Source organism: Microbacterium sp. NPDC058342, assembly GCF_042723935.1.
GTDB lineage: Bacteria > Actinomycetota > Actinomycetes > Actinomycetales > Microbacteriaceae > Microbacterium.
Window position 1 is genome coordinate 122,045 of record NZ_JBHXID010000001.1, and the last position, 12,523, is coordinate 134,567.

Genomic DNA, 12,523 nt, shown 5'->3' on the forward strand with positions numbered 1-12,523 from the left:
CCGGACGACCGGCCGCACCTCAGAGCCGGGCGATGAACTCCCGGATCTTCTCGGCCCCGGCCGACGGGGCGCTGAGCAGCGTGCTGTGGCCGTGGTCGGGGATCTCCTCGAAACGGGCATCCGGCATCGCATCGACGATCTCGCGGCACCAGGTCATCGGCGCGAGCGGGTCGCGCTGGCCGCGCACGACCAGCACCGGCACCCGCACCCGCGGATACACCTTCTCGGGTTCGTGCACCACGGTCGCGCGCATCTTGCGGATCAGGTGGGGGCCGCCGCGCAGGTACTCGCGCGCGCCGCGCCAAAGCACCAGGGGGCGTTCGCCGAGCAGGTCGAGCAGCAGGTAGCCCGCCTGAGCCCGGATGCTGCGCGCGGCGCTGTTCACCGTCGGGCCGGCGAGCACGAGACCGGCGACGACGCCGGGATGCCGCACGGCGACCTCGGCGGCGATCTGGCTTCCCATGGAATGGCCGAGCACCACGGCATCCGTGATCCCGCGGTCGCGCAGACAGGCGGCGACGAGGTCGGCGTGGCGCTGCATCGTGAGGGTGCGGCGGGGCTCGGGCGCCTCGCCGAAGCCGGGCAGATCGATACCGATCACCCGCCCGCTCATCCGCTCGATGAGGTCGATGTACACGCTGCGGCCCATCCCGATGCCGTGCAGCAGAACGAGGGGGCGGACGCCGGAGCCGAAGTCCTCGAAGATCAGCGTGGCCCCGCCGTGCGTGAACTCGCCGATGTCGGCGCGGCTCCCCTCGGGTGCGAGCAGGCGTTCCGGCATCCCTCCACCGTACCGGTGCACTGAGGCGGTCACGGTCTCAGGACTCCCGGGAGCCTGTTCGGCGCATCCGGTGCCGCGGAGTGTGGAGAACACGGATGCGGTGCCCGCGGCCACCCGCGTACCGTGACGGATTCCGACTCTTGAGGAGATCATCGTGGAACGAGTTCAGAAACCCCGGCACGCCGTGCGCCACCGGCTCGCGGCCGGCGTCGCCGCCGTCGCGACCGTCATCGGCGGAGCGCTGCTCGCCGCGCCGCTCGCGCACGCTGCGGATGCCGCCCCGGCACCGGCCGCGGCATCCGCCTCCACCCCTCAGTGGCTGACCGGCTACTGGCACAACTTCAACAACGGCTCGACCACCATGCGGCTGAGCGAGATCCCGGAGGCGTACAACCTCGTCGCGGTGGCGTTCGCCGACAACCTCGCCGGCACTCCGGGGGGCATCACCTTCGACGTCGCCAGCGGCGAACTCGGCGGGTACACCGACGCACAGTTCAAGGCGGATGCCGCGGCGCTGCGCGCCGAGGGCCGCAAGATCGTGCTGTCGGTCGGAGGCGAGCGCGGCAACGTGATCGTCTCGAACGCGACCGAGGCGCGGAACTTCGCCGACACGGCGTACGCGCTCATGCAGGAGTGGGGCTTCGACGGCATCGACATCGACCTGGAGCACGGCATCAACGCCGAGTACATGAGCGATGCGCTGCACCAGCTCCGCGCGAAGGCCGGTGACGGATTCATCCTCACCATGGCGCCGCAGACCATCGACTATCAGGCCACGACCCAGCCGTACTACCAGCTCACGCTGAACGTGAAGGACATCCTCACGATCGTCAACACCCAGTACTACAACTCGGGCTCGATGCTCGGCGCCGACCAGAAGGTGTACTCGCAGGGCACGGTCGACTTCCTCACGGCTCTGTCGGCCATCCAGCTCGAGATGGGGCTTCGCCCCGACCAGGTGGGCATCGGCGTGCCCGCCGTGCAGAGCGCGGCCGGCGGCGGCTATCAGCCGATGAGCAACGTCGTGCGGGCGGTGGACTGCCTGGAGTCGCAGACGAACTGCGGCGCGTTCACGCCCGCCCGGGCGTACGGTCCGATCGGCGGTGTGATGACCTGGTCGATCAACTGGGACAAGACCAACGGGTACGACGTCGCGACCACCATCGGCGCACGGCTGGGCAGCGGCTCGGGCGAACCGGGTACGGACCCCGGAACGGATCCCGGAACGGATCCCGACCCCGGCACCGACCCGGAGGAGTGCAGCGCACCGGCGTGGTCGAGCACGGCCGTCTACACGGGAGGCGCATCCGTGACGTACGACGGCGCCGAGTACACCGCGAAGTGGTGGACGCAGGGGGAGACCCCGGGGACTCAGACCTGGGGGCCGTGGGAGCTCGTCACGTCCTGCTCCTGAACGATCGCGTCACGGGACGGAGGGGGCTGCCCCTCCGTCCCGTCGTGCGCGGGCGGAAGCGACGGCGGATCACGCCGCCGGCTTCAGCACCAGCGTGTCGACGGCGGCCTTCGCGACGGCCTTCTTCGTGAACGCCCACGGCTTCTGGACGCCCCGGGACCAGTCCTCCGTCTGATCCGTGTACTGCCGGTGGAAGGCGTGGCCGCTGGTGCCGGTCAGGTGGATCCAGGTCGAGTCGTCGAAGTCGGCCAGGTCGATCACCATGCGCATCGAGGGCACCGTGACCGTCGCGTACGACTCGCCCAGGCGCCAGCCGGTGGCGTTGACCACCGACGATCCGCCGCCGACGGGATACGGACCGCGGTTGAACAGCATCTCGATGGGCGCGATCCCCGATGTCCCGAACGTCGAGCTCGTCAGGGTCAGCGCGTGCAGCGACCCCCAGCTCCAGCGACTCGCGTCCTCGCCCTGCCTGGCGGAGAGCTCGTCGTACGCCTGCTGCGCCGAGAGGGCGAGCATCTCGTCCATCCCACCCACGTCCAGGCGGTCGTTGGTCCACAACGGATCGGACGGATCGTCGAGCATGGCGCCGACCACGGTGAACAGCCGGCCCTGATCGCCCACGGGCAGCGGCACCTCGCGTTCGGCGAAGATGTTCTGCGCCAGGCGCGCCCACAGCACGTTCGCGTACGCGGCGGCGGCGGAGTCGGCCTCGTTCTGGGCATCCCAGGTGCGCAGCAGATCGAGGGCGGCCCTCACGCCGTCGCCGGTCACCGTGACGTCGTCCATCGCGACCGCGAGCTGCTTGCCGATCCACGACTCGTCATCCATCTGGATGTCGCGCAGATCCTGCGCGGTCAGGGGATGCGCGGCTGCCCGGCGCTCGATCAGGTGGGCGATCCGACCGGCGCGGTAGCCGTGGTCCCAGTCACGGGAGAGGAAGTGCTCGTAGTCGTCGGTCACGATGGCGTTGTTCGCGGTGACGATGTACCCCTCGGGCGGGTTGTACGACACGGGCAGCTCGTCGAACGGGATGAACCCCGTCCAGTCGTACGAGCTGTCCCAACCCGGCTGGGGCAGCCAGCCGTCGCCCGCGCCGCGGACGGGCAGGCGCCCCGGGGCCTGGTAGCCGATGTTCCCCTCGAGGTCGGCGTAGACGAGGTTCTGCGCCGGCACGTCGAACAGGGATGCCGCGCGGCGGAACTCGGTGAAGTCCCGCGCGGTGTTCAGCGCGAAGATCGCCGTCGACGTCGTCCCCGGATCCAGAGCGGTCCAGCGCAGGCTCACCGCCACCTCGCCCTCAGGGACTTCGGCAGCGCCCTGCACCGAGAGCACCTCGTCGCCGGACTCGGCCACCGGATCGTCGGCGATGGCGGTGAAGTCGTCGGTGAGTCCGGAGATGATCGGGCCGTGCACGGTGCGGCGGATCGTGAGCGGCACGTCGTCGCCCCCGGCGACCTTGATCACGTCCTTCTCGATCTCCAGCGGCTCGCGTGCGCCGTCGCGCCAGTACTCGTCGCCCTCGACCTTCTCGATGTACAGGTCGGCGACATCGGTGGTGAGGTTCGTGAAACCCCACGCGATCTCGGCGTTGTGCCCGATGATCACGCCGGGCAGGCCCGAGAACGAGAAGCCGCCGACGTCGAACGGGCACTCCTGCGACACCTTCTCGCACTTCAGCTGCACCTGGTACCAGACCGACGGCAGCGCCGCACCGAGGTGCGGATCGTTGGCCAGCAGCGGCATCCCGCTCTCGGTCAGGTCGCCCGAGACGACCCACGAGTTCGAGCCGATGCCTTCGCCCGCACCGCCGAGGAGCATGCTCGCCGCTTCGACGACGCCGTCGGCCTGCTGCCAGTCGACGGTGGTGAGGGCATCCGTCACCCGCGGCTGCGCGTCGCCCGAGTACGAGGCCGGGGCGGTGCCCGTCGGAAGCGCGTCGGCGGTCGAGATCTTCGGGACGATCACGGGGTTGCGGTCGAACGGATAGGACGGGTAGATCTTCTCGATCAGCGCCTGCGCTTCGGCATCCGTCTCGCCCGCGGCTCCGAGCCGGGCGGCGAGCAGGGCACGATCCGTCTCGTCCTCGATGTTCGTGCGCAGGTCCCACGCCATGGCCTTCAGCCAGGCGACCGAGTCCGCCGGCTCCCACGGCTCGGGCTCGTAGTCGGGGTTCTGCAGGCCCAGGACCGCGTACTCCAGCGACAGGTCGGCTCCCGAGTGAGAGGCCAGGTACGCGTTCACGCCGTCGGCGTACGCCTCGTAGTAGCCCCGGGTCGTGTCGTCGAGAGCCTCGACCTCCTGCTCGGCGACGGCGCGCCAGCCCAGGGTGCGCAGGAAGGAGTCGGTTGCGACCTGCGAGGCCCCGAACATCTCGGCCACGCGGCCCGATGTGACATGCCGGCGGAAATCCATCTCGAAGAACCGGTCCTGGGCGTGCGTGAAGCCCTGGGCGAAGAACAGATCATCGGTCGACGAGGCCGTGATGGTCGGGATGCCCCGGTCGTCGCGCTGCACGGTCACGGTCTGCTCAAGACCTTTCAGCGTGAGCTCCCCACCGGTCTGCGGGAAGGAGCGCTGGATGGTCCAGGTGAGGAAGAACGCCGCGGCTGTGGCGAGCACCAGCAGGGCGGCGAGCACGATGAAGGCGATGCGGCCGATTCGGCCGGCGAGTGATCGATGGGGTACGGCGGTGGCTTCTGACGACATCGGCGGAGGTCTCTCGACTTGATGGGACTCCGCATCAGGGAGTCCGGACGCGCGTCTCGGGTGACGCTCCCGGCATCCTACCCAGTCGATCCGCGCCGGACGGGCCCGGCTGTGCACTCCCTACTAACTGCACCCGGGTCGGAAACCGCGCCGTCGACGGTCGTCACCCGATCAGGCTGGGCCGCAGATCACGCAGGGTGCGCCGATGGGTCATTCGTGTCACGCCGATCGCCGCGACCAGCAGCGCGCCGATCAGCCAGATCGCCAGCACGGCCAGGTCGGCCCACGCCCGACGGATATCGCCGCCGTACATGAGCTGACGCATCGCGTCGACCACGTAGCCCATGGGCAGGACGTGATGCAGGACGGCCAGCGGTGCGGGCAGCGTCTGCCAGGGGAATGTGCCTCCCGCGGTCACCAGCTGCAGCACCATCAGCACCAGGCCCAGGAACTGGCCGACCGACCCCAGCCACACGTTCAGTGCCAGGATGATCGCCGTGTACGTGGCCACCGCGGCGACCATCACGCCGAGCGACCCCCAGGGATGCTGGAAGTGGAACCCCAGCCCGAACGCCAGCACGGCGATCAGCCCGGTCATCTGCAGGGCGCCGAGCGCGGCCGGGGTGAGCCACCCGGCCAGGGTGATCCGGATCGGGGAGTGCAGCGCCGTGACGGCACGACGGGAGATGGGCTTGACGATGAGGAACAGCGCGTAGATGCCGATCCAGCCGGCCAGCGCCGCGAAGAACGGGGCCAGGCCCTGACCGTAGTCGCGGGCCGCCGTCACCTTCTCGCTCGACACGAGCACGGGGTCCGCGATCGTGTCGGCCTGCGACTCGCGCAGCAGGGGGGTGGATTCGGGGATCGTCGAGACGCCGTCCGAGAGTCCGTCGCGCAGGGTTCCGATGCCGTCGGCGAGGGTGCCCAGGCCGTCGCGGAGCTTCGCGGCGCCGTCGTGCGCGGACGCGGCTCCGTCGGATGCACTGCCTGCGCCGTCGGCGAGCTCGGCGGCGCCGGCGGCGATCCGGCGTGCTCCGGCGGCCAGCCGGTCGATGCGCTCGACCGCGCCGTGCACCTCCGTGTTCCCCTCGCGCACCTTCTGCGCGAGGGGATCGAGCTCGGCGAGCACGGTGTCGATCTGCTCCGAGGTCAGCCCCTGCTCGGCCATGGCCCGGGCGAGATCCGTGCGGGCGGCGGGCAGGCCGTCGGTGGCCTGCTGCATGAGATCCGCGGCACGGTCGGCGGTGTCCGCGAGACGGCCGTTTCCGGCGCTCACCTGCGCGGCGCCGTCGGCGAGGGTGCGGGCGCCGTCGGCCAGCTTCGCCGCACCTCCGGCCAGCGTGCCGAGGCCCGTCTCGAGAGTGGAGGAACCGTCGCGGGCGGTGTGCGCGCCGTCGGCCAGGCGGCTGGCCCCGTCGGCCGCATCGGAGAGGCTGTCGCGCACGTCGCTGAGTCCCGTGAGAAGGCGCCCGGCCGCTTCGGAGCCGACCATCTCGGCCACCGAGCGGCGGATCCGCTCGACGGTCTGCGTGCCGATCGTCGAGGCGAGGTAGTTGTTCGCGTCGTTGGTCTCGAGCTCGATGCGAGCCGGTCGCGGGGCATCGCCGGCTGCGGATGCCAGCGCCTCGGAGAAGTCGGCGGGGATCGTGACGGTGAAGTCCACCGTGCCGTCCTCGAGCGCCTTCGCCGCAGCGGATGCCGACAGCACCTGCCAGTCGAAGGAGCGGTCGGCGAGCAGTTCGTCGGCGACCTTGTCGCCGTAGTTCTCGGTGCGCGTCGTCGCGGCGCCGGTGGTCGTGCTCGTCACGCCCGCGTCCTCGACGACGAGCGCCACGGGCACGTCTCCGAACTTCCCGTACGGGTCCTGGTTGGCCCACAGGTACAGCCCGCCGTACAGGATGGGCACGCACATCAGCGCGATGAGCGCGATCACGGCCATCGGGCTCGCGGTCAGTCGGCGCACCTCGGCGGCCACCATCGATGGCACCTTCATCGTTCCTCCTCCGCGGTCGTCGAAAGGTTCCCCGCGTCGGCGAGGTGGGTGGCCGAGAGCGTCTCGGGCATCTCCGCGATCACCGCGGCGGCCGCCCCGCCCACGATCACCAGCACGGCCTGGCCGCGTTCGGCGAACTCGGCCGCGATGCGCCACCAGCCGTCGGGGCGTCCGCCGTGACGGTCCGGTGCCACGATCACGAGTCCCTCGACGCCCTCGCGCAGCACGGCGAGCTCGCACAGGATGCGCACCCGGGCGGCCGGGTCGACCGTGCCGATCGGTGCGCTCGCGATGTCGGAGAAGCCGAGTCGAGAGAGCCAGCGTCGCGCATGCAGGGGAGTGGATCCTCGCCCGGCGAACATGAGCTCTTCGCCGACGACGGCGGCGACGCTCACGCCGGGGTGCGGGTCGCTCACGTCAGGGGCGTCCACGAGGGCGACGCGCCGCCGCAGCGCCGCAGCATCCGCATCGGCGTCGATGGTGACCGCGCCGGTGTCGGGGTGCATGCGTCCCGCCGCGATCAGGCCGAGCACGGTCGGCCGCTGCTCGGTCTCGGCCCGCACGAAGCGGGCGTGCCCGGTCTCGAAGGTCAAGGACGTGCGGGGGAGCGCCTCGCCCGCGCGACCTTTGGAGACATCGTCGAGGACGATCTTCATTCCGTCTCCTCGGCGCGCTCCGCCCGTGCGGCCGTCTCGGCGGCTGCGGGCGACTCGGGACCGCTGAGCACGTCGGGATGCGCGCGCAGCAGGGCGTCTCCCTCCCGCCAGGACAGCCCCGCGACGCTCAGGAGCACGCGCACGGCGAGGTCGGCGGCGGACGGCGACGCGGCGTCCACCCGCGCCACCACGGTGCGGGCGACCTCTTCGATCAGGCGGGCCAGTGCGGTCGCGGAGAGATCGGTGCGGAAGCATCCGTCATCCTGGCCGCGCGCGACCAGATCGGACACGGCACGGCGCAGTGGAGCGAGCGCCTGGGCGGTCTGCGCCACGTGCGCCTCGTCGAGCGCCAGCGCAGCGACGACCTGCACGTGGGAGGCCTCGTTCCACAGGCGGGTGGCGAGGCGGGCGAGCGCGAGCCGCGGGTCGGTCTCGGCGATGGACGCCGCGGTCGCGTTGAACCGCTGCGCACCCGTGACGATCAGCTCGCGGACCAGCGCGTCGCGGTCGTCGAAATGACCGTACAGGGTGCGCCGGCTCAGGCCCGCGCTGCGGGCGATCGCGTCGATCGACGCATGCGGGTCGGTCGCGAGCGCACCGCGGGCGGCATCCAGGATGCCGGCGCGGTTCGCACGCGCGTCGGAGCGCGGTGTGCGGGCGGGCGTCATGCATCCAGACTAGATATGTTGCACAAGACTGTGCAACATATCTCGCTGAACTCTCAGCATCCGCCCGAGTGGGCGTGGGCTCAGTCGGTGCCGGAGTCGAAGGCGGCGCCCTCGGATGCCGCATCCACGGCCTCCGCGAGCTCCTCGTCGGCGGTCTCGGACGCGGCGATCTCGTTCGCGCCGCCCGCGGTGACCTTGCCGACGAGCTCGCCCGTGGCGCCGCCGACCAGGCCGAGGCCCGCGTACTGCTCCAGGCGGGAGCGCGAGTCGGCGATGTCGAGGTTGCGCATGGTGAGCTGACCGATGCGGTCGACCGGGCCGAAGGCCGCATCACCCACGCGCTCCATCGACAGCTTCTCGGGGCCGTAGGAGAGGTTGGGCGAGACGGTGTCGAGGATGGTCCAGTCGTCGCCACGGCGCAGTCGGATGCTGACGGTGCCTGAGATGGTGAGACCCACCCAGCGCTGGATCGACTCGCGCAGCATGAGCGACTGCGGCTCCAGCCAGCGGCCCTCGTACATTAGGCGGCCCAGGCGCCGGCCCTGCTCGTGGTAGGTGGCGAGGGTGTCCTCGTTCAGGATGCCGTTGACCAGGCGCTCGTAGGCGATGAACAGCAGCGCCATGCCCGGCGCCTCGTAGATGCCGCGGGACTTCGCCTCGATGATGCGGTTCTCGATCTGGTCGCTCATCCCCAGCCCGTGGCGACCGCCGATGGTGTTGGCCTCCATGACCAGCGCCACCGGGTCGGTGAACTCGACGCCGTTGAGGGCGACGGGGCGGCCGCCCTCGAAGGTGACCGTGACGTCCTCGGTCTCGATGGCCACGGACGGGTCCCAGAACTTCACGCCCATGATCGGGTCGACGGTCTCGAGCGACACGTCCAGGTGCTCGAGCGTCTTCGCCTCGTGCGTGGCGCCCCAGATGTTGGCATCCGTGGAATAGGCCTTCTCGGCCGAGTCGCGGTACGGGAAGCCGCGCTCGACGAGCCACTCGCTCATCTCCTGCCTGCCGCCCAGCTCGGTGACGAAGTCGGCGTCGAGCCAGGGCTTGTAGATGCGCAGGCGCGGGTTCGCGAGCAGGCCGTAGCGGTAGAACCGCTCGATGTCGTTGCCCTTGTAGGTGGAGCCGTCGCCCCAGATGTCCACGCCGTCCTCGCGCATCGCGCGCACGAGCAGGGTGCCGGTGACCGCACGGCCCAGGGGAGTGGTGTTGAAGTACGTCTTGCCGCCGGAGCGGATGTGGAAGGCGCCGCACGACAGGGCGACGAAACCCTCCTCGACGAGTGCGGTCCTGGCATCCACCAGGCGCGACGCCTCGGCACCGTACTCCAGCGCGCGGCCGGGGATCGAGGCGATGTCGTCCTCGTCGTACTGGCCGAGGTCGCCGGTGTACGTGAAGGGCACGGCGCCCTTCTCGCGCATCCATGCGACGGCGACGGAGGTGTCGAGCCCTCCGGAGAACGCGATGCCGACCTTTTCGCCGACGGGGAGGGACTGGAGCACCTTGGACATGGGCTTCAGTCTATCGGCGTGTCGCCGCGCGCCCGTGCGGGTTGCAGGCGGGGCCGCCCCGGCGAACACCCGCGCGGAACGGAGGAGAACGCACGAAACGGAGGAGTTCTGTGGGCAGAAGCTCCTGCGTTCCGTGAGAACTCCTCCCGAACGTGCGGGCGGGTCAGCGGCTCAGATCGGTGAAGCGCTCGCGCAGGGGATGCTGCGCACCCAGGCCGGCGAGCGCGACCGCCCCCTCGAGCCCGGAACCGATCGGCGGCAGGAACCGGGCATCCGGGCGCTCTGCACGCACCGCCTCGTCGAAGGACGAGCGGATGAGATCCGACCCGAACACGCCGCCGATGGCGCCGATCGCTGCGTCGGCAGGAGCGTCGACGACGTGCAGGGCGGTGGTCGTGGCGAGGGCGAGCTCGGCCGCGGCCTCGCGGCAGATGCGAGCGGCGACGTCGTCGCCTGCCGCGGCGAAGGAGGCGGTCGGGGCGGCGAAGGATGCCACGGTGCGCACACGATCTTCGGATGCCTGCAGCGACGAGTAGGCCGAGGCCAGATCGGGCCAGCGCTCCTGCACGGCCGCGGTCAGCGCGGTGGCGGGCCCACGTCCGTCGAAGGCGCGCATGACGGCATCCAGCGCCGCGCGCCCGATCCAGTATCCGCTGCCCGCGTCGCCCATGATGTGGCCCCACCCGTCGACGCGCGTGGAGTGCGCGGGGCCGACCCCGAGGGTGACCACGCCTGTGCCGGCCGCGATCACCGCGCCGTTCCGGTCTCCGAGGACGCCGAGGAAAGAGGTGACGGAGTCGTGCGTGACCACCACGCGACGTACGCCCGTCAGATCGGGATGCCCGAGCAGGGCCTCGGCCTCGGCGCGCTCGTCGGTCAATCCCGAGACGCCGAAGGTGATCGTGTGCGGCGCGGCGCCGGCCTCGCGCACCACGGATGCCACGACGCCCGCCAGCTGTGCCAGCAGCGGCCGATCGGTGAGCACACCGGGGAACACGGCATCCTGCTCCGTGCCTTCGCCGCCGACCAGTCGTGTCTTGATGCCGGTCTGCCCGGCGTCGATCGCGAGCAGCCGTGGCGCGCTCGCCTGTTGTGCGTCTGACATGCGGTGTTCCCTCGTTCGCCGGCGGCCGGTGGCCGGCCAGAAGCAAGCGTAGGCCACCACGGGTCGGACGCACCGGCCGAAGTCAAGGCCCCCTGGGATCGGGAAGGAGTGCGATGTACTGGCCACCCACCGATCGTGAGGAGAGCACCGTGACATCCCTGTGGCTCGACCAGCAGAGCGCATCCGTTCCCACCGACGCCTTCGAACCCGAGCGCCACTACGACGCGGTGGTCGTCGGTGCGGGAATCACGGGGCTGACGACGGCACTGCTGCTGGCGAGAGCCGGTAAGTCGGTGGCGGTGCTGGAGGCGCGCTCGATCGGCGCGGTGACCACCGGACACACCACGGCCAAGCTGAGCCTGCTTCAGGGCGGGGTGATGTCGGGCATTCGCTCCCGCGGGTCGAGTCGCGTGCTCAAGGCGTACGTCGAGGGCAACCGCGAGGGACAGCAGTGGATGCTGCGCTATCTCGACGAGCACGGCGTGGACGTTCAGCGGCGCGACGCGTTCACCTACGCGGGCACGGCGGAGGGTCTTTCGAGCCTCGACGACGAGTACGAGGCCTGCCGCGAGGCCGGGCTCGATGTGGAGCGCGTCGACGACGTCGGTCTGCCCTTCGAGACACACGGCGCGCTGCGCCTTCGGGAACAGGCGCAGTTCGATCCGATGCACGTGCTGCGCGCGCTCGCCGCCGATGTGCGCGAGCACGGCGGCGTGATCATCGAGGGCGTGCGCGTGAAGGACGTCGACACGGGCGAGCCCAGCCGGGTGACCTCCGCCGTCGGCGACGTGCTCGCGTCGATCGTGGTGCTGGCCACGGGCATCCCGATCCTCGACCGGGGCCTGTACTTCGCCAAGGTCAAGCCGTCGCGCTCGTACGCGCAGGCGTACCGGGTGCCGGGCGCACAGCTGCCGCAGGGCATGTACCTCTCCATCGACTCGCCGGGACGCTCTCTGCGCACCGCGCCGCGGGGCGCCGAGGAGCTGCTGATAGTCGGCGGAAACGGGCACACGGTGGGCCGCGAGTCCGACACCGAGGCGCTCGTCGACGACCTGGAGCACTGGACGCAGCAGTACTTCCCCGGAGCCGTGCGCACGCATGCCTGGTCGGCCCAGGACTACGAGTCGATGAACCTCGTGCCGTTCGTGGGCTGGATGCCGCGCACCCACCACCGGGTCGTGCTGGCCACCGGGTACAACAAGTGGGGGATGACGAACGCCGTCGCGGCGGCGCTCAGCATCGCCGCCGACGTGCTCGACGGCAGCATCCCGTGGGCCAAGACGCTCCATCACCGCATCACGCTGCCGCAGGATGTGGCGCACAGCGTCGTCGCGAACGCCGAGGTCGCCGGACGGCTGGCATCCGGCTGGGCGGCCGGTCTGCACTCGCTTCCCGTCGAGGTCCCGGCCGAGGGCGCCGGTGTGGTCGGCATGTACGACAAGGAGCCCACCGCGGTATCGACGGTCGACGGAACCACCTGCCGACTGTCGGCGGTGTGCACGCACCTGGGCGGCATCGTCACGTGGAACGGCGCGGAGCGGTCGTGGGACTGCCCGCTGCACGGATCCCGCTTCGATGCGCAGGGGCACCTGCTCGAGGGGCCGGCGGTGGACGATCTGCGGGCGGTGGACGAGCCCGAGCTGCCCGGCGACGAGCACGAGGCCGTCGTCGACGAGAGCTGATCGG

At 70.8% G+C, this 12,523-nt stretch carries 9 protein-coding genes; 2 read left to right on the plus strand and 7 right to left on the minus strand.

Features of this window, described 5'->3' with window-relative positions:
- Positions 1 to 19 precede the first annotated feature (19 nt).
- Entirely contained in the window at positions 20 to 781 is a 762-nt protein-coding gene (locus ACFWHT_RS00560; protein ID WP_378824463.1) for an alpha/beta fold hydrolase, read from the minus strand.
- 154 nt (positions 782 to 935) lie between these two features.
- Here ACFWHT_RS00560 and ACFWHT_RS00565 point away from each other — a divergent pair, with 154 nt between their 5' ends.
- Positions 936 to 2,195, plus strand: coding sequence for a glycosyl hydrolase family 18 protein (locus ACFWHT_RS00565; RefSeq protein ID WP_378824465.1), 1,260 nt, complete (start codon positions 936 to 938; stop codon positions 2,193 to 2,195).
- Between the two features lie 69 nt (positions 2,196 to 2,264).
- On the opposite strand, the gene ACFWHT_RS00570 is transcribed toward ACFWHT_RS00565, so the two are convergent.
- From ACFWHT_RS00570 to ACFWHT_RS00595, 6 genes are all read right to left on the minus strand, one after another.
- Positions 2,265 to 4,904, minus strand: coding sequence for a penicillin acylase family protein (locus ACFWHT_RS00570; RefSeq protein ID WP_378824466.1), 2,640 nt, complete (start codon positions 4,902 to 4,904; stop codon positions 2,265 to 2,267).
- A gap of 163 nt (positions 4,905 to 5,067) precedes the next feature.
- Positions 5,068 to 6,897, minus strand: coding sequence for a YhgE/Pip family protein (locus ACFWHT_RS00575; protein ID WP_378824467.1), 1,830 nt, complete (start codon positions 6,895 to 6,897; stop codon positions 5,068 to 5,070).
- A complete protein-coding gene (locus tag ACFWHT_RS00580) occupies positions 6,894 to 7,553 on the minus strand; it encodes a hypothetical protein (RefSeq protein ID WP_378824470.1) in 660 nt (219 codons plus the stop codon). The genes ACFWHT_RS00575 and ACFWHT_RS00580 overlap by 4 nt, the downstream gene beginning before the upstream one ends.
- Positions 7,550 to 8,221: a TetR/AcrR family transcriptional regulator gene (locus ACFWHT_RS00585; protein WP_378824472.1), complete on the minus strand. Its 672-nt coding sequence runs from the start codon at positions 8,219 to 8,221 to the stop codon at positions 7,550 to 7,552. The genes ACFWHT_RS00580 and ACFWHT_RS00585 overlap by 4 nt, the downstream gene beginning before the upstream one ends.
- An 80-nt stretch (positions 8,222 to 8,301) precedes the next feature.
- The gene (argG, locus tag ACFWHT_RS00590) at positions 8,302 to 9,732 is read right to left on the minus strand and encodes an argininosuccinate synthase (protein ID WP_378824473.1); all 1,431 of its coding nucleotides are present in this window, start codon (positions 9,730 to 9,732) and stop codon (positions 8,302 to 8,304) included.
- Positions 9,733 to 9,895: 163 nt separating this feature from the next.
- Complete coding sequence (locus ACFWHT_RS00595) at positions 9,896 to 10,837, minus strand: N-acetylglucosamine kinase (protein ID WP_378824475.1); 942 nt, start codon at positions 10,835 to 10,837, stop codon at positions 9,896 to 9,898.
- Positions 10,838 to 10,986: 149 nt separating this feature from the next.
- Here ACFWHT_RS00595 and ACFWHT_RS00600 point away from each other — a divergent pair, with 149 nt between their 5' ends.
- Positions 10,987 to 12,519, plus strand: coding sequence for an FAD-dependent oxidoreductase (locus ACFWHT_RS00600; RefSeq protein ID WP_378824478.1), 1,533 nt, complete (start codon positions 10,987 to 10,989; stop codon positions 12,517 to 12,519).
- The last annotated feature ends 4 nt before the right edge of the window (positions 12,520 to 12,523 follow it).

Coding starts and splice junctions, on each gene's coding strand:
- ACFWHT_RS00560 (WP_378824463.1), bottom strand. CDS start 781: ATGCCGGAACGCCTGCTCGCACCCGAGGGGAGCCGCGCCGACATCGGC.
- ACFWHT_RS00570 (WP_378824466.1), bottom strand. CDS start 4,904: ATGTCGTCAGAAGCCACCGCCGTACCCCATCGATCACTCGCCGGCCGA.
- ACFWHT_RS00575 (WP_378824467.1), bottom strand. CDS start 6,897: ATGAAGGTGCCATCGATGGTGGCCGCCGAGGTGCGCCGACTGACCGCG.
- ACFWHT_RS00580 (WP_378824470.1), bottom strand. CDS start 7,553: ATGAAGATCGTCCTCGACGATGTCTCCAAAGGTCGCGCGGGCGAGGCG.
- ACFWHT_RS00585 (WP_378824472.1), bottom strand. CDS start 8,221: ATGACGCCCGCCCGCACACCGCGCTCCGACGCGCGTGCGAACCGCGCC.
- argG (WP_378824473.1), bottom strand. CDS start 9,732: ATGTCCAAGGTGCTCCAGTCCCTCCCCGTCGGCGAAAAGGTCGGCATC.
- ACFWHT_RS00595 (WP_378824475.1), bottom strand. CDS start 10,837: ATGTCAGACGCACAACAGGCGAGCGCGCCACGGCTGCTCGCGATCGAC.